Raw genomic sequence first — 22,109 nt, 5'->3', positions numbered from 1 at the left:
CGCGTCTCAGCTTCATATTTATTTTGAAGACCGTATGAACCTGACACTTAGATAATCAATGAGGTGACACAGTTAGATGAACACTCTCTCTAAGTCTGAGTAATACCGATACTCCCACCGCCATCAACAAAAAGGGTTTGGCCCGTAATAAAACTTGCTTTGTTATCAAGAAAAAAACCTACCGCATAGGCAATTTCTTCGGGATAACCCGTTCTTTTCATTGGAATAATATCGAGTAGTTTTTGTTTTTCAATGCTATTTGACGGGTAGTTTTTAAAAAGCCTTCTGTTTCGATAGGTCCTGGTGCCACTGCATTAACAGTAACTCCATCTTTAGCAAGCTCCAAAGCCCAAGTGCGAGTTAAGGCAACTATACTTGCTTTTGCTGAACTGTAGCTAGATCTTCCAGCTTTTCCAAGCATTGCTCGGCTTGAAATATTAACAATCCTACCCCACGCATTTTTTCTCATGGATGGGACAAAGGTCTGTGCGGCTTGAATGGCTGGTCTTAAATTTAAATCAATCACTTCAAAAAAGGAGTCAAGGGTTAACTCTTCCAATAATTGAGGATTAACATTCCCAACGTTGTTGATGATACCGTCAATCTGATAATTATTTTTAATCCTATTAAAAACATCTATAGTTTCATTATGATTGCTTAAATCAGACTGATAAAAAATGCCTTCAAATTTCTCAGGCTTATTTCTGGCGATACCGATTACTTGATAGTTAAGAGCTGCTAAATGTTTTGCTGTTGCAAGCCCAATCCCTTTTGAACACCCTGTAATTAAAAACGTTCTCATAAGGTTCAAGTACTAATACGAAAATCGCATAATTATTATGTGATTTTAAAAATTGATTGAAGCAATCGTACCATAAAATGGTTACTCAAAAAATCTAGATGTATTAGTACTCATTATTTAATGCTTTTATCTTTATTTTTCAGTTTAGTTAATACTAAAGCCACAACAGCAACTAGGACAACTATCAATATTATCGATAAATAAAACGAGATTGTTTAGTTTTATATCCTTCTTAATTTCTCCTTCTTTGGTATTCAATTCATGTGCCATATAAGTTAGTGTGTTAGCATTTTTATCGTATATTGGATTACTAAGTACCATAACTACGCTAACTGTTTGGCCATTTGAAAATGCATGTAATTTTATACCCTCTATTCCAACATTAGGTGCATCGTTTTTAAATCCGTTCTTTGTATTACTCTGCCACTCCTTTAAAAAACTCTCTATAGACATTAAGCCCGTCATTCTTTTGGGACGGTCTGAAAAATAAGTCACATAAGGTTGTACATTTTGTAGTACTAGCTGATAACTCCCTTCTTGAGGGGTTAATTTTAATACACCAGTTTCTGCGTTTTGCAAAAACATAAAATTAGTAGAGTGTGCAGCAATATTAGTTTGCTTATTAGCTGCGAATGCGGTGCAGCACCCTAAAAACAATAGGGTAACTAAACCTTTTACCATCAAATTTTTATAACATGTCGACATGATATTCATTGACCTCTTTTTCTTCTGTACCGTTAATATTATTCTCTGTCTTACCAAAAATAGGTGAGTTGACTGCGCTAGATGTTATTAAGTCGGAAGTGGTTGTCGCTTTCGAACAAGAAGTTACTTTGTCAATGACAGTAGCTACTACAGGCCCTGCTAATATTGCAGAAATGAGGATGGTCGCAGCTTCTTGATCTAATAATTTATTCGCCTCGATAGCTAAGCCAGAGATGTAAATGAGATTACCAGTAAAGCGTATGTGTTTATTGATTTCATCCCAGTTTTGCTTGATTTTATTCATTATTAACAGAGCATCTTCTTTATCATTAGAAGATCTTACAGTAGCCGGAATAATTAGACGTAATACACCACAAACTAATCCTATTGCTGCTTCAGCTGGCAACATATAGGGACCAAATGTTTCATAAGTGGTGGGATCCATATTCATTTTGAGCATACGATCAATTTGAGCAAGAAAACCAGCGGCGCTAATAAACGCAATCATTCCATTAGCTACATCTTTGCGTGTTATCTTAAACAGTGGATTAACTTCACTCTTTGCGCCTAAATGTGTTAGAACTCCATTGGACAATGACACTGCAAAGATAGCTCCAATAAGGCTGAGCATAGCAGGGTTGTCCGGCAACTCAGGAGCAAAGTCTCCCAAAGTTTTAAAACAAAGCAACATGCTGTAACTAAAAACTGGGGCTCCAATGGGTGATTTGATAAAATCAATAAATGATTTAAAACTGCAACATTTTGTAGAACCGGTTTTATCATAATTTTGCCACACGGAGCCAAGTGAGTTGGCAAGCGATGCAGCTAGAGCAGAAACTGCACTGGCTGATAGGCGCTGCCCAGGAGATACAAATTCTGGAAAAATACTTGTTGAAGTATTTACCGGTACTAACCAGGCAATGGCACTATTTGTGTTATTCTCGAATTTATCTAGTATCGTTATTAATTCTTTTCGAATTCTTTCAGCATTTTCTAATTTTTCTTCCAAATTATTTTCGTCTGTTGGGAGAATTAAGGGGGTCAACTCATTAGGATTCAAAGGCATAATATTACTCGGTTTAACTTATTTTAACCAAAATAGGGCAAAACTTTACCATCGAAAGCTTAAGTTAATATTAAGGAATCGATTTATCTATAGTTTCTCTCAGGACAGTCTTTTTGGGAGTTAAAGTTAAATAATTAGGCTCATCCCCATTGGCTAAACCCTTCAAAATAGAGTATTATTCGTGTTTGCTTCAAATAGAACCATTTTAGTACTATATTAAGAGTAATAAAATAAGACTTATTTAGTACTAGATTATTGGGCGTGGGGGTGTTATGCTGCGCATCAGCAAATTGGCTGATTATGGAACAGTTGTCATGGTGTATCTTGCTAAACATTCACAAGCATTGTGCAATGCTCGTGATATCGCATTACATACCCACCTGACAGTTCCTACAGTGAGTAAGATATTAAAACGCTTGACTGCCGCAAAGCTATTAACATCTGTGCGTGGTGTGGCTGGTGGTTATCGTTTACAGCGATCTGCATCCGAGATTTCAGTGGCACAAATTATTTATGCACTGGATGAGCAGCGTGGATTAACAGAATGCAGTTTACAGCCTAATGAATGCTCTCTACAGGGGGTATGTCATATTCAAGGTAATTGGCGGTTAATAAGCCAGGCTATAGAAACAGCACTTGATAGTGTTAGTTTGGAAATGCTGGCAAAACCAACACTCCAGGCGGTTGAAATAGATCGTATTAGGCAGTTGGCAAGTGGAGTTAGTCATGGCTAAAAGCAATGAACAAATTAATTCCCTACTTGAAAGGGAATATCAACATGGTTTTGTGACCGACATTGAAGTAGATACATTTGAACCTGGTTTAAATGAAGAAATCATTCGTCGTTTATCGGCCGTAAAGGGTGAACCTGAATTTTTACTCAAATGGCGTTTGAAGGCTTTTGAGTATTGGCAAACAATGCCTCAGCCAGAATGGTCTAGTGTCCACTACCCTCCAATAGACTATCAGGCCATTTCTTATTATTCAGCCCCCAAGAGTAAAAAAGATGCACCAAAAAGTCTTGATGAAGTTGATCCCGAATTATTAAAGACTTATGAAAAGTTGGGCATTCCTTTAAAAGAACAAGAAATGCTTGCTGGTGTAGCGGTCGATGCCGTGTTTGACAGCGTTTCTGTTGCTACTACCTTCAAAGCAAAATTGGCTGAGGTAGGGGTTATTTTCTGTCCTTTTTCTGAGGCAGTGCATAAGTATCCGGATTTACTTCGCCAATATTTAGGTTCCGTAGTTCCTTATCGTGATAATTTCTATGCGGCTCTTAATTCGGCTGTGTTTAGCGACGGCTCTTTTGTTTATATCCCGAAGGGTGTTCGTTGCCCTATGGAGTTATCGACCTATTTCCGTATTAATGCGGCATCCACAGGACAGTTTGAGCGTACTTTAATTATTGCCGACAGTGACAGTTATGTGTCTTATCTAGAGGGCTGTACCGCGCCAATGCGTGATGAAAATCAATTGCATGCCGCTGTGGTTGAACTGGTTGCTTTGGATGGTGCGCAAATTAAATATTCAACTGTGCAAAATTGGTATCCAGGGGATAAAGAAGGTAAGGGTGGAATTTATAATTTCGTCACCAAACGCGGTGCTTGCCGAGGTAAGCGTTCTAAAATTTCCTGGACGCAGATAGAAACGGGCTCAGCCATTACCTGGAAATACCCGAGCGTGATTTTGCAGGGGGATGATTCAGTTGGCGAATTTTATTCTGTGGCATTGACTAATAATCTGCAACAGGCCGATACAGGAACGAAAATGATTCACCTCGGCAAAAATACTCGCTCTACAATTATTTCTAAAGGGATTAGTGCCGGTCGTGCTCACAATGCTTACCGTGGTTTAGTGCGTATCGCGCCTACCGCGACGAATGCTCGTAATTATACGCAATGTGACTCCATGCTAATGGGGAGTGAGTGTTCAGCGCATACATTCCCTTATATCGAAGTTAAGAATCCAACGGCACAAGTAGAACATGAAGCCACAACCTCAAAAATTAGCGAGGAACAATTATTTTATTGCCAACAACGGGGTATCGATACCGAAGATGCGGTGTCAATGATTGTGAATGGTTTTTGTAAACAAGTATTAAAAGAGCTACCTATGGAGTTTGCGGTGGAAGCTACTAAATTATTAGGTATCAGTTTGGAAGGAGCAGTAGGTTGATATGTTAACAATTGAGCAATTAAATGTCGCAATTAATGCGCAACCCATCTTAAAAGGGATAAATTTAAATATAATACCAGGCGAAGTTCATGCGATTATGGGACCTAATGGTTCTGGTAAAAGTACTTTGTCAAAAGTTTTAGCAGGACATCCCGCCTACGAAGTAACTGGTGGCAAGATTAACTATCTTGGTCAAGACTTATTGCATTTGTCTCCAGAAGAACGTGCTCAAGCTGGTATTTTTATGTCTTTCCAGTATCCGGTAGAAATTCCAGGTGTTACCAACATCAATTTTCTTAAAGCCTCAGTCAATGCGGTACGCAAAGGACAGGGTAAAAAAACGCTTGATGCCATTGAGTTTTTAAGTTTCATTCGCGAAAAATGCCAATTGTTAGATATGGATGAAAGTTTTTTATATCGTAGTATTAATGAAGGTTTTTCCGGTGGTGAGAAAAAGCGCAATGAAATTTTGCAGATGATAGCGCTTGAACCTAAACTTGCAATTCTAGATGAAACAGATTCTGGTTTAGATATCGATGCCTTGCGAATTATTTCGCAGGGTGTGAATGCCATGCGCTCTCCTGAGCGAGGCATTATCTTGGTGACCCACTATCAGCGACTTTTAAACTATATTGAACCCGATTTCATACATGTATTAGCCAATGGACGTATTATCAAATCGGGAGACAAGTCTTTGGCCCTTGAGTTAGAAGAAAAAGGGTACAGTTGGCTTGAGGAGATGGAACAGGCATGAACGAAGTTCTTGATTTTTATCAAAAGCAAGCAAAAGAAGGATTGTCAACAATTCCTTGGGTGGCCGAGTTACAGACAAAAAGCTTGCGTGAACTGACTTTCTATGGTTTTCCCAGTCGACATCATGAAGATTGGAAATATACTGTGGTGGATACACTATTACAGCAACAATTTGGCAGACCGCAAGCGAAAGAAACTGCGGAAATTATAAAGTCAGATGTTCCTGTTGGTGGGCAAATTATTATCCAAAATGGTCATGTTTTTGGTGTTGAAGAACTTGTTAAGCAATTGCCTGTAGGCGTTGTTATACAGCCGCTATTTCAAGCATTAAATCAGCATGAAGAAAAAATAAAGCCTTATTTTGATAAGCTATTGAAACATGAACATGGTTTTCATGCATTAAATACGGCTCTGTTGCATACTGGTGTTGTAATTTATATTCCTGCAGGTATTGCTATTGAAGAACCAATAGTTATTTCCCATTGGCAAGATAAGGACCAAGCAGTTCATAGCCGTCATTTGATAGTTGTTGAGGCAGGAAGTGAAGCTACCGTTATTGAAGATTATCGTGGAGCTGAGCAGTCTAGCTATTTTACAAATACCATTACTGAAATACGCATGGCGAGTCGTGCCAAGTTAGTGCACTATAAAATTCAGCGTGAGAGTAAGGTGGCTTATCACATTGGCCAAATCTCTGTGCAGCAGGAGGAGAATAGCCAATTTCACAGTCACTCGTTGAGTCTTGGTGGAAAGTTAGTGCGCGGTGATATTCATTTGTGTCTCCAAAGCGAGGGAGCCGAGTGTCTACTGAATGGTATTTATGCGCCGACTGATGGGCAGCATATTGACCATCATACAACCGTCCAACATTTGGTACCCAATTGCCATAGCGAACAAGACTATAAGGGAATTTTAGCTGGCCGTTCCCGAGCCGTATTTAATGGAAAAGTGATCGTGGCGAAAGATGCCCAACATACTGAGGCCAAACAACAAAATAAAAATCTGTTGTTATCCGCGCAAGCTGAAATTGATACAAAACCGCAATTAGAAATTTTTGCTGATGATGTAATTTGTACCCATGGTGCAACGGTAGGGCAGTTAGATGAAGAAGCCTTATTTTACTTGGCCACGCGCGGGATTAATAGGCAGGAGGCGAGTAGTTATTTAATTCATGCGTTTACTGCTGATAATTTGCGTTTAGTTCCTAATCGGACTTTAGCTGATTGGATGGGAACCTTATTAAATCAGCAATTGAGGTGATAGCTATGAGTACAGCAACAGCTTTAATTGAGACCCTGGATATCGGAGCAATTCGCAATGATTTTCCAGTGCTTAAACAAACTATCAATGACTATCCATTGACTTATTTAGACAATGCAGCAACAACACAAAAACCACAATCAGTCATTGATGCCATCACTCATTATTATGAATATGACAATTCTAATGTTCACCGGGGTGTCCATGCGTTAAGTGTGCGAGCTACCCAACAATTTGAAGCTGCTCGTAATAAAGTGCATCGGTTTATTAACGCTAAATCTGCACGTGAATGTATTTTTGTTCGTGGTGCGACAGAAGGCATTAATTTGGTTGCTCAAAGTTTTGTAGCACCACGCATATTACCTGGCGAAGAAATTTTAATTACTCACATGGAACATCATTCTAATATCGTGCCTTGGCAAATGGTGTGCAAAAAGACAGGCGCTCGTCTGCAAGTTGCTCCCATTTCTATTGATGGGGACGTACTGTTGGATGAGTTTGAAGCCAAGTTAAGTGAAAATACGAAATTTGTCGCTATCAATTATGTTTCTAATGCATTGGGAACTATTAACCCAGTTAAAAAAATGATTGAAATGGCACATGCCTATGGTGCTTTGGTTCTTTTAGACGGGGCCCAAGCAACGGCTCATTTGCCTGTTGATGTCCAGGCATTAGGTTGTGATTTTTATGCCTTTTCAGGCCATAAGATGTATGGACCTACTGGAATTGGCATTTTGTGGGGCAAAGAACAATTATTAGATGACATGGCGCCCTATCAAGGTGGCGGTGAAATGATTAACTATGTCACTTTGGAGTCCACCGATTATGCCCAGCTCCCTCATAAGTTTGAGGCAGGGACCCCAAATATTGCTGGTGCAATTGGCTTAGGCGCTGCCATTGATTATTTGTGGTCTTTAGATATGGAAGCAATTGCTGCTTATGAAGCTCATTTGCTTGATTATGCGACTCTTGCTGTGCAATCGGTAAAAGGATTTAACATTGTTGGTACTGCCAAACAAAAAGTCCCCATCATTTCTTTTGTGCATGGAAAAATTCATGCCCATGATATTGGTACTATTTTAGATTCTGCAGGAATTGCTATTCGTAGTGGACACCACTGCACGATGCCATTGATGGATTTTTTGGGTGTCGCGGCAACCAGTCGTATTTCTTTATCCTTCTACAATACGAAAGAAGAAATCGATCGGTGTGTAAAAGCACTGCACAAAGTAAAAGAGGTATTTGCATGACGATGGAATTGCGTGAGCTTTATCAAGAAATAATCATTGATCACAATCGCAACCCACGTAATCACTATGTGATGGAAGAAGCGAGTACACAGGCACAAGGATTTAATCCTTTATGCGGTGATAAGCTCACTGTCTATTTAAAATTAAAAGGTAATGTGGTTATAGATGTTAGCTTTGTTGGTTCTGGTTGTGCAATTTCCCAAGCTTCGGCTTCTTTAATGACGGAAGCTTTAATTGGCAAAACAATGGCTGAGGCGCATGAGCTATTTGAGCGATTCCACACAATGATAACCAGTAATGAAGAGCAGGTCGTTTCATTAGATAAGCTTGCAGTTCTTGCTGGTGTAAAAGCATATCCTGCACGTGTTAAATGTGCCACATTAGCTTGGCATACTCTGGAAGCTGCACTCAATAAAAGCAAGGGAACTGTTAGTACGGAGTGATGACGATGTTGGGTTTTAGAAAAAAACAAAATAATGAGATTTTAAAAGACAATGTCATTGCGGCGCTACGGACTGTGTTTGATCCTGAAATTCCGGTAAATATTTATGATTTGGGATTAATTTATGATATTGCTATCAATGAAGAGCAGCATGTGCATGTGCAAATGACTTTGACTACCCCGGGTTGTCCTGTTGCTCAAACTTTCCCAGGAACGGTTGAGCAGGCGGTTAATCAAGTCGAAGGAGTTAGCGATTGCACTGTTGAGTTGGTTTGGGATCCACCATGGACGCAAGAGAGAATGACCGAAGCGGCACGACTTGAGTTGGGGATTTTTTATTAGGCACCAGTTATGCAAGAGTCTTTTTGGCAACCTTCAGCGTCGATTGACATTTTACGCAAGCGCACACAATTTCTTACCAAAATTCGCGCCTTTTTTCAGCAACGAGATTACCTTGAAGTTGAAACCCCTGTGATGGCGCGCTTCGGTATTACTGATGTCTATCTTTCGAATATTAAAGCTACTTTCCGTGGTGAAGCCTATTGTTTGCAGACTTCACCAGAATATCATATGAAACGTTTATTAGCGGCAGGTAGTGGGCCTATTTTCCAATTGGCGCGTGTTTTTCGCGATGATGAGTTAGGCCGCTGGCATAATCCAGAATTTACTATGCTCGAATGGTATCAGTTGGACATTAACCATCATCAGCTGATGGATGAAGTGGGTGAGCTATTGCAAATGATATTGCAATGCCAACCCATGATTAGAAAAACCTACCAACAAACTTTTCTTGAAATTTGTGAATTTGATCCTTTGTCGACAACCATTGCCGAGTTACAAAAAGTTTTAAAACGTTATGAGCTGGACAATGTTCTTCCATCTGATGAGCAAGATCAAGATCAATACTTGTTCTTACTTATGAGTCATGTTGTTGAGCCTGCGCTTGGCCTAAAAAATGTTCCTGTAGCAGTCTATGATTTTCCTCCCTCTCAAGCGGCATTAGCGCAAATTAATCAGGGGGTTGCTGAGCGTTTTGAAGTTTATTTCAAAGGGGTAGAGCTAGCTAATGGTTTTCATGAGCTAACAGATTGGCAAGCTCAAGCTGAGCGTTTTAATCAAGACTTAGCGATTCGCAAGCGTCAGGGATTGCCACCCTCAGCGCCTGATGAATATTTATTACAAGCTTTGTCTCATGGTCTTCCTTCCTGTAGTGGTGTAGCTCTGGGAGTGGATAGGCTATTAACGTTAGCACTTTCCCTGTCAGGAATCGCAAAAACTCTAGCCTTCGATTTTGCAAGGGCCTAAGCATTTTCAGTTGCTCTGTTTATAAACATCTATACTTAGATAAATTGAGCCAATTGAGAACGTCATGTTTGAGCAGTTGCATGCAGCAATAGAGGAGGGGAATGAACAGAAGTTTGCAGCTCTTCTCAGCAACGCTGATCTAGAAAGCCTTACTTTAGACGATGCCAAAGGCCATACCTTAGCCCACTTGATTGTCAGATTGAATCGACCAGTATTCATGCAGCTATTTATTGGTGCAATAGAGTGTATAGACAAATCGGGTCTTTCTATCCTGAAGCAACCTGATAACAATGGATACTCACCCTTGGAATACTGTTATTTTTATTCTGCTCCCAAGGTGGCTGAAATATTACAAGCAAGGACACAATTAGATAAGGCAGAAGTATCAATTCTTGCTAAAAATTATGAGCGATTGAAAAGAGAATCTCCCCGGCGTCTTGACGCTAAGTTAAGAGTCGCATTCTTTGCTGCGGCTGCCAATGATGTTGAGGCGTTTAACATTGTCGCTAATTTAAGGGATGAGTTTTTTTCTCATCGTACAAAAGAGGGGTGGTCTCTTTTACATTTTGCAGTATTTAATCACAGTACGGATTTTCTGAAATCTTTTTTTGAAAATTGGACATCCAAAATTGATATAGAAGTCAAAGATAATGAGGGTAATACTCCTTTCTTGGTTGCTATAGAACGTAATCCAGTAGAGTTTCTACAATACCTTATGGCTCAAGGCTGCAATATCTATGGTAAAAATTATCAAGGTGACAATGGGATCATGATTGCTGCCCAGCAAGGACAATTGGAAACCATCCAATTTTTGCTGGGTCACCAAGTGGAAATCGCAGCAGTGAACAGTAAAGGTGAAAATGCTTTGCTTCTGGCTGCTAAAAAAGGGCATGCGTCAGTAGTTAAATTTTTAAGAAAAGCAGGGGTATCTCCTAATCTAAAAGATAATCAAGGTAAATCAGCGTTTTATCGAGCTTTAGAATACGGATTTATTGAGGTTGCCGAGCTTTTAGTCGACATGAGTACACAGCAAGAAAAGGATGAAGCATTGATTGCAGCTGTTATAAGAGGGGATCTTCTTACAGCCACATGGTTGGTTAATCATGGTGCTTCTCTATCTGCTAAAGATGCAAAAGGTAATACCCCTTTCCTTCTAGCAGTCGCTGGTGGCAGTTTACCACTTGTTGAATATTTCTTGAGTGTGAATCCCGCCGTACTGGATGATGAAAATGAAGCGGAAGATAATGCTTTATACGTGGCGATCGCAAATCGCCACAAGCATATTGTGGAGTTTTTTTTGAAACGGAAAGATTTCCCCCATCCACAAAAAAATGCTGAAGATCAAAGTCCTTTGTTAGCTTCTGCCGCAATGAATGCTTTAGACTTGGTAGAAATCTTTTATAAAGCAGGTTATTCCCCTGTTGAGCAAGATGAAGATGGGGATACCGCCCTTCATCTTGCATTATCATCCAAAAATTATGGTAGGGCAGTAGAGTATTTTCTTAAAGAATACCCAGAACTACGGGCACGTAAGAATGATAAGGGACAAACGCCTTTGCATCTGGCAATTATTCACCAAAAAAACAGCTTGTTTTCTATACTTGCTAAGAACCCGAGAGAATTGGAAGAGCGCGATGAAGAAGGGAATACGCCATTGCTGTTAGCGGTTGCTTCCAACAATTTTGATGCTATTCGGTATCTGCTTAAAGAAGGTGTCGACATTCTAGCAAAAAACAATAAGGGGGATAGCGTTGTTACTATTACTTCATTAAACGCTTTCCCTGAAAGTATTCGCAAAAAATTTTTTGATACCTATCAAATTGATGAGCAAGAATACCAACATCGGCGTCGACTTTATTTCATTTTTGGTGGAGAGAAGCTTAACGATGTCCTTGCCTTTCCCCAGGGCAAAGTAAAACTAGGTTCTGGTAGTTTTGAAGATGGCGTGCAGATACTTAAGAACCATTTTGAAAATTTTCTTGCAGAGAAACATCCTGAATTAGCGCCTCGGTTTCAAATGCTTTTGGAAGTTCTTGAGAATTTTAAATGCTATCAAATGCCGCAAGGGATTTTGAGTGATTTGGATTCCAGAGGCTTTGTCCTGCAAGCGACAGGTTTCATACGACATGCAATTCTTGCTACTTTAAAGGATCAAAAAGACGGGACTATAAAATTATCATTTGCTGAGCGAGGTGCTAGAGTTGGTGGAGCTCCTTTGTTGCATCCAGAAAGTAAGAGGTTCGCTGCTGTCAGAACAATTACTTTCCCTAAAGAAAAATGCAAAGAGGTTGTCGAGCTTCTTTTTAGGGCAAAAAATATATCTGCAGAAGATGCGATGGATATCCTATTTAATCAAATTCCCAAATTTATAGGTGAGCCCTATCAATTTTTGAATATTTACCAGAAAAAATTTATGGATATTTGTTTCTATAGTAATCCTAAAACAGGTCTATATGAGCAATTTATTGATGTTTTAGGAAGCGCTGAGGGGAGATTATTTTATAAAGAGTTTGAGCTTTATACACGCGAAAAAGAATTACGAAATTATGAAGTGTTTTGGCAGGAGAATCATAAAGAGGAGAAATTAGAGTTGAATCCCATTATTGTCAAAGCACGAGATCTCATTGGAAAAAGAGAGGAAGAGGTAAGAAAATTACAACCTGGATAAATTAAATGCTATAAACTTCCTCGTAGTAATATGTTTATACAGTCATAACTACCTGATAAAAAAATTTAAATTATTTCTTGGATAATTAAGATTTTGTTAAGAAAGCCTGTATAAAATTAGCACCGAAGAAATATTTTTAATAATTTTGATTAATTAAATATCAGGTGGTTTTATGAAATTCAAAGGAGATTTTGAGAATAACTATAACCGTTTTTGGAATAGTATGATTGTTCCCCATTATAAATCGATTAAAAAATATACGCCGGGGCATCAAGGTCTTTTTGGTATTAATTTTGGCCAGTCAGTTGATCAATACTGTACTAATGTTGAGTCAATGATTGATAATCTTTCTCGACAAATAGCAGCAGGATTATTTACTGACCAAAGATATGCTACCCGCTATTTAGAAGAAACCAAGAAAGTTGCTATTGCTGATTTGCACGAGTTCGCATCTAAACCATTTGTGAATATGATAATACTCGCTAAAATTCAGAATTTATTAAAGAAACTTACTTCGGGTACAGCTCAAGTGGTTGCTATGGATGAAGAGACGATAACTCAAGCACCGTACACTTATACCCCAGGGCATGCAGAAATGGAATTCTCATCAATATCTTTTGGCAAAGAGCCTGAGTTTAGTGTATCCGAGAGCTCTGATAGGGACTGGCGCTCGTTAATGGAGCAGTTTGATGAAGAAAATCCATTCTTGCAGCTGTCATCAACTCATCGTTCTCCTTGTTGGGATTTAGATGAACAAGATCCCGAAGCTGGCTTTTCACCGATGTCTTAAATCTAAAAAAATGCATGAAACTTGTTTTCATGCATTTTTTATCAAAAATTCTTTTTCTAAAGCCTGGGCTAACTCAGGGAAGTGAAATTGATATCCCGCTTGTGGAAGTTTTTTTCCTATAACACGTTGTCCTTGCAATAACAGACATTCTCCCATCTCGCCAAATAAAGTGCGTATAACAAATGCTGGTGTTTTAAGCCATAAAGGACGATGCATTGTTTTTGCTAAAATTTTAGCAAACTCAGCTTGACTGACCGGATTAGGAGAGGTCACATTAAATACTCCTGTTAAGCCTGGATGTTTTAATAAAAAAGTATAAGCGCCAACGACATCATCAATATGCACCCACGAAATAACTTGTTCACCATCGCCAACGATACTGCCTAATCCTAAATTAAAACTCGGAGCTAATTTCTTAAGCATTCCATTCTCTTTTTTTAACACGACTCCAAAACGAGTAATGGTTACTTTCATGCCATGCTCAAGCGCCGGCTCTAAAGCTCGTTGCCATTTTATACCAATTTCACTAAGGAAATCTTTCGGGTGCTCAAAGTCAATGGGGGTATCTTCATCAAGAATTTTTGGATCGCCATTTTTTTGTAACCCATAAATACCTACTGCATTGGCACAGTAAAAATGAGGTTTGGCATTTTGTTTAATTGCCCAGTGAATCAAGTCGGTAGTTGTGTTGACTCGGGAAGTAATAAGTAATTGTTTTATTTTGTCATTCCATCGAGAAGCCGCAATATTATGACCACTAAGATTGATAACTGCATTATAGTGACTTGCATCCAGGTTAGACAAAGTATCCCACGTGGTTTGCGTGACATTTGCAGAAAAATGATGTTGCAGTTTGTGCTGGGAGCGCCCTAAAACTGTAATCTCGTGTTGTGGTAGGAGTGCTTTGACCAATTCACTGCCAACAAATCCTGAAGCTCCTGCAATTAAAAGTTTCATGTGATTAATCCTTGAGATTGAAGGCTTAAGGTAATCGCCTGCGTCAATCGAGTTAGTGTCAGTGATGACCCTAGACTAGTCTCCAATGCCCGAATTGACAAGCGCCTTGATGCTTGCATAAATTCTTTTTTCATTGGACTGGCTCTTTCCCAGGCTGCTTCCCAAGATTCATAAGAAGCGTGGGTAAGCTTGAGTATTTGAGCCACTTCTTGTTGCAAAGTGCCCAAAGGTGCAGGATTACCATCAGCAATATTATAAATAGAAGACACGTTTATTTTTGCAGCAAGTTGGAAACTAATACTCACCAGATCTTCAACATAGACATGATTAGTGTATGGAGCTGAGGGAGGATGAACTATAGGGACTTGCGCTATTGCTGACTCTACTGGCAAACGAGATGGACCATAGATGCCAGCAATTCGAAGGATGATAGCAGGAATTGCTTTTTTCTGACAAAAAGTTAACCATTGTGCCTCGGCATCTAATCGCCGTTGTTGTCTAGCACTATAGATATAACAGGGAGAATATTCATCGACCCATGCACCATGATGATCTCCATAGACTCCGCTTGAACCAAAATAAATAACCTTAGAAACATCCAAGTGACTTGATTCTAAAAAGCGCTTTAAACCTAAGTCTTCCTTATTATCACCTATGGGAGGAATCAGATAGTAAATTATTGTATCTGGTTTTTCCCAAATAAAAGGCTCATCAATGTTATGACAAAGATGATTTAGACCAGGTAACAGGAATGTATTATCTAGATGACGTGATACGACAGTAACTGATAGTTGTTTTGCTAATAAATAACGTGCTAAATGAAAGCCACAATAACCATAGCCAATGATCAAATGTTCCATATGGATGATAACTCCAATTTTAATCTACTGGCTTGCTTTAGTAGCTTGCTAGAGATTTAACTAGTCTTGAGAATTAAAGCGACATAGGTTCTGGAAATCACATTGCTGGCAGACCGTGACACTACTAGGTTGCGGAGGACAATGTCCTTGAAGAAATTCATGCGCTAATTCATTGAGTTGGGATTGCCAATATTGCCGAAGCTCAGACCAGTCCTGGCCATTTTTAAGCGAGCTTATACCAGGTTGCGACAGACTTTCTTCACTCAAACCTTTTGGTGTTAACTGGCCTGCCTTCAATTGAGTAAACAATAAGGTATTAATGTTCTCATCTAATAAAGCATAAAGTAGTAATTGTGGTTCTTTCGGCCGCTCTTCATTCCATGGAAGAGTTTGAGGCAAGGTGGTTTTATAATCAATTACCCATTTTTTCCCATTTTCCATTTTGTCTAACCTGTCCACGCGAACTTGAAACTCTATATCTGCCAGGTTAATTGTGAAAGCTTGTTCAGTTGCTTCAACAGTGAAGGGGGGGCGTTGACGCTCCCACTCTAAGCATGCATGAATTAATTGTTTAAGTCGTTCTAGTTCAACTTCTTGTATTAACTTCGAAAATGAATAACCCCGTTGTTCAATTATAGGTTTTAAGGCCAATTCAATAGCCGCGTCAATATGCTTATTTAACTCTGTTTTTCCAAGTTGTAATAAATTTTTTTGTGTTTTTAAAGCATTCCATAAAAGTTCCATAATCTTATGAATCAATTGTCCACGCTCTTTGGCATCTGGACCATCGGAAGCTTCCACTGTTGTTTTGCTGTGCAATCGATGGGCGGCAAAGGCACGAAAGGGACATTTGGCCTGATTGGCCAAAATGGTTGTACCCCCCGTTATTTTTTCTTCAGAAATAAGAGGTAAAGAATAGGTCTCTGAGAAACACTCTAATTTAGATTTTAAGGACGGTAGTTTCTGTTCAAATATTGGGAAAGGCATAAAATCGACAATTAAAGGACTAGCCAGATTAGGCTTATCATTGCTTAATCGAGAATAACTGAAGACACTGCAAGAACTTGCATTTTGTAAACGTGCTATTGTTTTTTCTGCTAGAAAGAGTTCTCTGGCTGGATTTGCGCGTGGCATAAAATATTCACGTTGCAAAGATATAGGTATAAAGGCGGATAATTTTGTACTTTGTGGTAAATATTGATCAGTTAGACCAGTAACCCAAAGACTATCAAAGGTACAACCGGATGCTTCAAGTAACCCCAGAATCTGTATAGGGGTTGACGACTTTTGCGGTTGGAATATTGTCATTTGTGCCAACTCCGCAAAGGAAGCTAAGGCTTGTGTTTTATTCATTCGTGGCATTACTAAAGTGAGTTGCTTAAATTCATCGAATAGCATAAGTAAACGCTGATAGCATTGATACGTGGTGGAGTTAAGAGGGCTTTCACCGGGGAACCCTAAGGTTTTAAGACGTTGATGAAATTGCTCAATCCAGTTTTGAACGCTTGTTTCTTTTGGATAATCAACGATGTTTTTTAACAAATCAGCAAGTTTTGGTGCTTTAGTTTGTAATTCGCTGATGAAGGTTGTTTGTGAAAAGCTCAATTCTCGCAATGTGAGGCTATTTTCCATAAACTGTGCTCGAGGTAATAGTTCGGTTTGTGAACTAGCAAGATAAGGGGAGCTTAGTAACAAACGAGCTTGTGAAAGATTAAGCGTTTTACCATCAAGATTAAGCCAATGCAGGGCATGAGCTACCAAAGGATAGTCTGCTAGAGACTTTCCTAAGGAAATATTAAATTGTGTTGCTGAGAGATGTTGTTGGATGCGTCGTTGCAGCAATGATGATTTAGTTTCTAGATCCGGGACAACGACACCAATGCGTGTTTTACCTTGTTCAAGATTATCTTTTAACCAATAAAAAAGTTGCTCATATTCATCATCTTCGTTTTTTGCGGCATATTGGTAAGCTCTACGTTGTTGCTGGTCTAAATCATAGTGATGTAACTGACAATTTTGTTGTGTAAGAGACTGCTGCAATTTTTTTTGTTGCGGAGAATAGTCATCAAAACAGGCCCAAATGACTGTTTCAAGATCAAAATTTTCACCTTGAGAGCATAGGTAATTAGCTAATTGAGCTTCTGTGATAGCCTCAAGACGATGTAACTCTTGAGAAAATCGATGCGCCCATTGCTGAAATTGACGTGTTTGATGAGTAAGGCCAAAAGCTGGGTGATTAAAATCAAGCAACCATAGATTGCAGCGAGTCCATGCTTCTTCTATTGCGTCTAAGAGACCACGATTAATGGTTATTTCTGAGGTTGACAGTATTTGTCGCCATAAATAGCGTGATTGCTGTGCAGTTAATAAAAGTGGACGAGTAACCTGCGTATGTTTATGAGAAAGTTGCTGAAAAGCATTGAATAGGAAGGCACAATAGGGTAAACAATTTGGTTTTTGGTGTACCTGTCGTGGAAAGGCTTTTAAAAAATCGTTTAATAACTCATTACTTAGGCGATTATTGGGCGTAATAACAGTAGCACCACCCTGCATGAGTGCTAGAAGTTGCTCTTTATTATTCATGAGTTAGGTCATTATTGTTTGTTGACTGTCGTTTTTGAGCCGCGGTAACAAGCCCGGGCCAAAAGCGTTTATTAAAATAAAGAGAAGCAAGGCCTGTAAAGGGAATAAGAAATAGACCTAAGGTCAAAGAAAGGGTGGATAAAATCACACCATAAAAAATGAAATAATCTTGCCAACGTTGCAAACGGCTAATTAGAGGAGAGTTAGTGAAATAATAATAAGCCATGACTATTAGGCTTAATAATAATAGTACGATGCAAGCTACTAAGAGACCAATTAAAAAAGGGCGTATCCAGGTGCTTTTTTTAGCTAACATTGCTCCAAATACACTTCCAACCAACCCTCCAATTATTATGGTAATAAGGGAAGCTGGTAAAAGAGGAATAAGGGCGCTATCTTTCAGAGGTATTAATGTGTATTTAGTAAATACCAGTAATAGCAAATAAAAAATAGCAAAAAAAATAGCCCCAGCAAACTGGGGATTCATGGAAGTTTTTTCTTTATTCTTGAGAGTCATAGTTTCTGTCGCTCGTGTTAAGGGATTTTTACAATGCTCGTTTTCTTCGGTATTTTGAGTGTAGTATGTCGTAAACTATATGCCCACGCAAATACATTGCCGCAAATCCCGCAGCAATGGCAAGCCATAAACCAGCGAGTATAAAACTGTAGAATAGAGTGAACAGATAGTCAAAAAATGCATCTCTGAGATTTGCACTGGTGAAAGCCATTGTGAAGTTATTAGTGAGTAAAAGAAAACCTAACACATAGAAAGGTAAAGCGGCAATTACCATCAAAAAACCATACAGAAAAGCCTTTCTACGGTAGGGTTTTTTACTGTGAATGATACTTTCACCAAAAATTGCACCGAAGCAGCCAGCAACGAGGACTGCCAATAAGATAGCTTTGAAAAGAGGTAAAAACTGCTCGGTACCAATTAAATAAAAAATGATATCTATTATACAAGTGGCAATAACTGCGAGTAGAGCAAAATAGACTGCCGCAAGTAGACGAGGGTTAGAAATAGTCAGGGCTTGATCTTCATGACTCATAATATGAACTCCTATAAAACACTCATCACATTAGCCCAAGGGTTTGTATAAGCCAAAGCAAGAAACTCTCTCTTATAATTTTAGACTATATTCGATTGCTTATGTTTAATGGTATTTATTGTGCTTTTTAGAGTTGACTATGATGAGTATTTTGATAAAATAATGTACATTAAGTATTTGTTTTGATTGCCATGGTTGATTCCTACAGAGACGCCGATATAGTGCGCGGTATGCCAAGCCATTCGGGGCATGTCGTCTTTAAAGAAGCCAAGCTTGCAGCTAGTGGCAAGCGCATCATTTATAAGTTAAACAAACGCAGTCATCCTTATTTATCTCTATACGAAGTTGCCCTTACTAATTTGCTTAGTCTTTTTGTGGCACGCGATTTAACGCCAAGACAAACCTTAGTAAAGGGAGAAGATGGTGAAATTGTGGGCTTGGCTACAGAGCATTTTTGCTATTGCGTAGAGCGTCGAGAAACCTTAGCACCTAATTTTTGCTCTCTTTCTTTCAGTGTAGAGAATGGTTTTGAAATAAAGCCTGAAAAAAGGGAAAAGGCAGAAGACATCCCTATTTATTTCTTGAATGAGTTTCCTCGCGGTTTTTTTGCTCATCTTTATGAAGCATCCCAAAAAGGTAAGTTTGACCTTGATATTGATTCTCTAGCAAGTGTTTTGTGTGGTTCCTATACTTTAGAAGAAGATGATCTGCATAAAGGAAATTTAGGTTTTTACGTTGTCGAAAAAGAAGGCCGTCCAAAGATAGTTTTCTTTAAGATAGATAATGATCTTCTGATGTCTGAAAGTGTGATGTCTTACTATGATTCGCGAATCGTAAATTGGCGTCATGGAGGAAATGCATTTAGAATTACTCCCAGGGACTTACTAGAGTTCCCTAAGTTACAGGATTCTAAAAATCACTATTGGCCTACAAGCAGACGATATTTAGTGAATCATAGTGACCCTAAGGTTTATAGCAATTCAGCTGAGATAGAATCTTTTATTAAACTTGGTAAATCGAAGGAATTCCAACAAGCAAAATGGCGATGGTGGTATAAACATATTCTTACGCAATCAACCATGATTCAAGAATGTTTAGCTCGCTCCCTTAATGCTGAGGATCCTTATGAAAGAGCGCAGATTGCTTTAATTACTCAAGCGTCTGTAGCTCGCCTTTCTTATTTAAAAGCCACCCTTTTTTCATTACCTGAGTTTCGTCACTATGTAAGCTCTGTTGATCATAAGTCGCTGATTAAAGAAATTACGGGAGTAGTTGCGCCCAAGCATAAAAGTGCTATTAATGAGCAACTATTATTTTTTCAAGGATTATGCCAACCAAATGGTGGTTTTGAAGAAGGCGATACACCATTGCATGCTGCCATCCGTTTGGGGGACTATCGTTATCATGAGACCTGGGAGCATTTTAAAGAGTATGCTAATCAAACCAATGATAAAAATGAAACACCTCTGGATCTAGCTGTAAAATTAGCCCAAGTTAAAGTGGAGAGGGGTTCAGAATTAGTTAAGACTGAGGACCCCAGACGAGATCCGCTATTCATAATGAACCATTTATTGGGTGAAGGTGTAAATAAGACCGATGCTTATAGAACTTTTAGAAACGAACATAAAGATTTAAAAATAACATCCTACCGTTTTGGCACTGTATATTTAAACAAGACAAAAGCTGCAAAAACCGCGGAAGATTTAATAGAGGTATTGCGTGATCTAGGTGAAGATTTTCGTTTTAGTCTGAAAATGAAGAAAGAAATTTCTGTGTATTGCGTGAAGTATTTTCTCAAAGATAAAGAGAAAAATGCTTCATTAGGATACACCTTGGAACAATTTAAACTTGCTTTAAACGGTAATCACAGTAAAGAACCAAGACCTGAGCTGCAATTTATCAGACAATTGCGCAGTACCCTCTGGATTATTCGTGTAATACGGGGATTATTAGGTGGGACCAGTACTCAGGTTGAATTGAATGATGTTATTGATTTGACTAAAAAGAAAATCCCTCAACCCCCTGGTTCGTCCTATTTTTCTTTTTTTGCAAGACAGGGAAGTAATCATAGAAAAGATGTAACTGCAGAGCAGCCCGATAATTCACCTCAAGTTTAAAGTAGAGCTAATCAGTGAGAGCGATTATCTAATTTTTCCCAATATTGCTCATAGATTTAGAATCTGTCTGATATTTCTGCTTATTTTAGACTTTGATCTTTGGGTTATTAAAGATAATATCAATCAATTGTTGCATTTTGGAATAAATGAGAATGTCAGCGTTGTTGCATTTAATTGAGCGATTACGTTTTTTATTTCTTTTTTTTGTCATTATATTCTTTTGTTTTACAAAAGCCCTTGATGCTCAATTTGATCTTTGGGGATTGGGCGATATTATTTTTTTCATTCTCATTGTTTATAGCCTGATGCTTATAGGCGAAAAATCCCGTAGGCTTCTGTGGCTATTAATAATTTTGGCAGGGACGGAAGCGCTTTGTTTATTGCTTAATGTTCTGTTTGCCTTTCCTTTTTTAGTAGTAATTAAAGCTTTCTTTGCAATGCTATATTTTGCTTTAATGGCAACAGTTTGTTTGCGATATACCCTTGCTGATAAAACTATCGATGTCACAACCTTATTTGGTTCTCTATCCGCCTATTTGTTTATAGGTCTAGCCTTCGCATATCTTTATTTATGCCTAAATCTCCTGGATGCAGATGCTTTCTCGGGTTTAGTAATTAGGAATGATAATGATGTTATTTATTATTCATTTATTACATTAACGACAGTTGGTTTTGGCGATATGGTTCCCCAAAACCCTATTACACAAACTTTTTCCTGGATGGAGTCTTTCGTCGGGCAAGCTTATTTAGCAATAATCATGGCGCAGTTAGTAGGCCGTTATGTGGCTGATCAATTGAATAAAAAAGATGAGGGCTCTTAGCTAAGGGAATGGGGAATATGTCGTTACAAGAAAAAGATTGTATTATTGATTTGATTGTAGGCAAAAAAGAAAAAGCTTACATTGTTTTCGAAGATGAACAGTTTATAGCTTTCTTGGATTATCGTCCTTTATTTCCAGGGCATACTTTATTGGCTCCTAAAGAACATATTCACACCTTTTATGATTTATCAGCTTCGTTGATTGTTCCTTTTTATCAATTGATGCAGTCAATTGGCAAATCCATTGAGAAGGCAATGGGGGCTGAGGGAAGTTTTATTGCTATGAATAATAGAGTCAGCCAGAGCATACCTCATTTGCACGCACATCTCGTACCAAGAAATAAAGGCGATGGCTTAAAAGGTTTTTTTTGGCCACGTACAAAATACATGAGTGAAGAACATATATTAGAGACTCAAGAAAAAATAAAGCATCATTTAAGTCGTTATAATAATTGAAATCAGGGCTCTCAACGGACTGAATTGCAAAAACTGGCCCATTTCATTAAT

General features: G+C 38.6%; 22 protein-coding genes. 13 read left to right on the top strand and 9 right to left on the bottom strand.

The features are described from left to right. Positions 1-89: 89 nt before the first annotated feature. The 4 genes from Lbru_RS17930 to Lbru_RS11020 form a co-directional block, all read right to left on the bottom strand. Complete coding sequence (locus Lbru_RS17930; RefSeq protein WP_202967550.1) at positions 90-221, bottom strand: SDR family oxidoreductase; 132 nt, start codon at positions 219-221, stop codon at positions 90-92. Further along, positions 218-802, bottom strand: coding sequence for an SDR family NAD(P)-dependent oxidoreductase (locus Lbru_RS11030; protein WP_202967549.1), 585 nt, complete (start codon positions 800-802; stop codon positions 218-220). The genes Lbru_RS17930 and Lbru_RS11030 overlap by 4 nt, the downstream gene beginning before the upstream one ends. 144 nt (positions 803-946) lie before the next feature. Then, positions 947-1,507 (bottom strand): hypothetical protein, encoded by a 561-nt coding sequence (locus tag Lbru_RS11025; protein WP_162262408.1) that lies wholly within the window; start codon positions 1,505-1,507, stop codon positions 947-949. Continuing rightward, positions 1,491-2,516 carry a hypothetical protein gene (locus tag Lbru_RS11020; protein ID WP_131793476.1) on the bottom strand — a complete coding sequence of 342 codons (1,026 nt, stop codon included), beginning with the start codon at positions 2,514-2,516 and terminating at the stop codon, positions 1,491-1,493. The genes Lbru_RS11025 and Lbru_RS11020 overlap by 17 nt, the downstream gene beginning before the upstream one ends. 329 nt (positions 2,517-2,845) lie before the next feature. On the opposite strand from Lbru_RS11020, the gene Lbru_RS11015 reads away from it, so the two are divergent. The 10 genes from Lbru_RS11015 (at position 2,846) to Lbru_RS10970 (ending at position 13,216) form a co-directional block, all read left to right on the top strand. Next, on the top strand, positions 2,846-3,307 hold the full coding sequence (locus Lbru_RS11015; RefSeq protein ID WP_058442179.1) for an SUF system Fe-S cluster assembly regulator: 462 nt from the start codon (positions 2,846-2,848) through the stop codon (positions 3,305-3,307). Continuing rightward, positions 3,300-4,748 (top strand): Fe-S cluster assembly protein SufB, encoded by a 1,449-nt coding sequence (gene sufB / locus Lbru_RS11010; RefSeq protein WP_058442178.1) that lies wholly within the window; start codon positions 3,300-3,302, stop codon positions 4,746-4,748. Before Lbru_RS11015 ends, sufB begins: the two co-directional genes overlap by 8 nt. A gap of 1 nt (position 4,749) precedes the next feature. Beyond that, positions 4,750-5,502 (top strand): Fe-S cluster assembly ATPase SufC, encoded by a 753-nt coding sequence (gene sufC / locus Lbru_RS11005; RefSeq protein ID WP_058442177.1) that lies wholly within the window; start codon positions 4,750-4,752, stop codon positions 5,500-5,502. Then, on the top strand, positions 5,499-6,761 hold the full coding sequence (gene sufD, locus Lbru_RS11000; RefSeq protein WP_058442176.1) for a Fe-S cluster assembly protein SufD: 1,263 nt from the start codon (positions 5,499-5,501) through the stop codon (positions 6,759-6,761). Before sufC ends, sufD begins: the two co-directional genes overlap by 4 nt. Before the next feature lie 5 nt (positions 6,762-6,766). Further along, a complete protein-coding gene (locus Lbru_RS10995; protein WP_058442175.1) occupies positions 6,767-8,011 on the top strand; it encodes a cysteine desulfurase in 1,245 nt (414 codons plus the stop codon). Then, positions 8,008-8,454, top strand: a complete 447-nt coding sequence (sufU, locus tag Lbru_RS10990) for a Fe-S cluster assembly sulfur transfer protein SufU (protein ID WP_058442174.1) — start codon at positions 8,008-8,010, stop codon at positions 8,452-8,454. The genes Lbru_RS10995 and sufU overlap by 4 nt, the downstream gene beginning before the upstream one ends. 5 nt (positions 8,455-8,459) lie before the next feature. Continuing rightward, the gene (locus Lbru_RS10985; RefSeq protein ID WP_058442173.1) at positions 8,460-8,795 is read left to right on the top strand and encodes an SUF system Fe-S cluster assembly protein; all 336 of its coding nucleotides are present in this window, start codon (positions 8,460-8,462) and stop codon (positions 8,793-8,795) included. A 9-nt stretch (positions 8,796-8,804) separates the two neighbouring features. Beyond that, the gene (epmA, locus tag Lbru_RS10980; RefSeq protein WP_058442172.1) at positions 8,805-9,758 is read left to right on the top strand and encodes an elongation factor P--(R)-beta-lysine ligase; all 954 of its coding nucleotides are present in this window, start codon (positions 8,805-8,807) and stop codon (positions 9,756-9,758) included. Between the two features lie 64 nt (positions 9,759-9,822). Beyond that, a complete protein-coding gene (locus tag Lbru_RS10975) occupies positions 9,823-12,426 on the top strand; it encodes an ankyrin repeat domain-containing protein (RefSeq protein WP_058442171.1) in 2,604 nt (867 codons plus the stop codon). Between the two features lie 172 nt (positions 12,427-12,598). Next, positions 12,599-13,216, top strand: coding sequence for a hypothetical protein (locus Lbru_RS10970; RefSeq protein WP_058442170.1), 618 nt, complete (start codon positions 12,599-12,601; stop codon positions 13,214-13,216). A 27-nt stretch (positions 13,217-13,243) separates the two neighbouring features. Here Lbru_RS10970 and Lbru_RS10965 read toward each other — a convergent pair whose 3' ends face one another. Genes Lbru_RS10965 through Lbru_RS10945 form a run of 5 tightly spaced genes read right to left on the bottom strand, consistent with a single transcriptional unit; the run spans position 13,244 to position 18,665 of the window. Beyond that, positions 13,244-14,173, bottom strand: coding sequence for a TIGR01777 family oxidoreductase (locus tag Lbru_RS10965; protein ID WP_058442169.1), 930 nt, complete (start codon positions 14,171-14,173; stop codon positions 13,244-13,246). Next, complete coding sequence (locus tag Lbru_RS10960; protein WP_058442168.1) at positions 14,170-15,033, bottom strand: NAD-dependent epimerase/dehydratase family protein; 864 nt, start codon at positions 15,031-15,033, stop codon at positions 14,170-14,172. The genes Lbru_RS10965 and Lbru_RS10960 overlap by 4 nt, the downstream gene beginning before the upstream one ends. Before the next feature lie 60 nt (positions 15,034-15,093). Beyond that, complete coding sequence (locus tag Lbru_RS10955; protein WP_058442167.1) at positions 15,094-17,616, bottom strand: PD-(D/E)XK nuclease family protein; 2,523 nt, start codon at positions 17,614-17,616, stop codon at positions 15,094-15,096. After that, positions 17,609-18,103 (bottom strand): hypothetical protein, encoded by a 495-nt coding sequence (locus Lbru_RS10950; protein WP_058442166.1) that lies wholly within the window; start codon positions 18,101-18,103, stop codon positions 17,609-17,611. The genes Lbru_RS10955 and Lbru_RS10950 overlap by 8 nt, the downstream gene beginning before the upstream one ends. A 58-nt stretch (positions 18,104-18,161) precedes the next feature. Further along, positions 18,162-18,665, bottom strand: coding sequence for a hypothetical protein (locus Lbru_RS10945; protein WP_058442165.1), 504 nt, complete (start codon positions 18,663-18,665; stop codon positions 18,162-18,164). A gap of 191 nt (positions 18,666-18,856) precedes the next feature. On the opposite strand from Lbru_RS10945, the gene ankK reads away from it, so the two are divergent. From ankK to Lbru_RS10930, 3 genes are all read left to right on the top strand, one after another. Beyond that, the gene (ankK, locus tag Lbru_RS10940; protein ID WP_058442164.1) at positions 18,857-20,782 is read left to right on the top strand and encodes a Dot/Icm T4SS effector AnkK/LegA5; all 1,926 of its coding nucleotides are present in this window, start codon (positions 18,857-18,859) and stop codon (positions 20,780-20,782) included. Positions 20,783-20,934: 152 nt separating this feature from the next. Next, on the top strand, positions 20,935-21,603 hold the full coding sequence (locus tag Lbru_RS10935) for a potassium channel family protein (RefSeq protein ID WP_058442163.1): 669 nt from the start codon (positions 20,935-20,937) through the stop codon (positions 21,601-21,603). Between the two features lie 17 nt (positions 21,604-21,620). After that, entirely contained in the window at positions 21,621-22,058 is a 438-nt protein-coding gene (locus tag Lbru_RS10930; protein ID WP_058442162.1) for an HIT family protein, read from the top strand. Positions 22,059-22,109 lie beyond the last annotated feature (51 nt).

This window comes from Legionella brunensis (genome assembly GCF_001467025.1).
GTDB lineage: Bacteria > Pseudomonadota > Gammaproteobacteria > Legionellales > Legionellaceae > Tatlockia > Tatlockia brunensis.
This window is presented reverse-complemented; position numbering and strand designations above follow the sequence as displayed.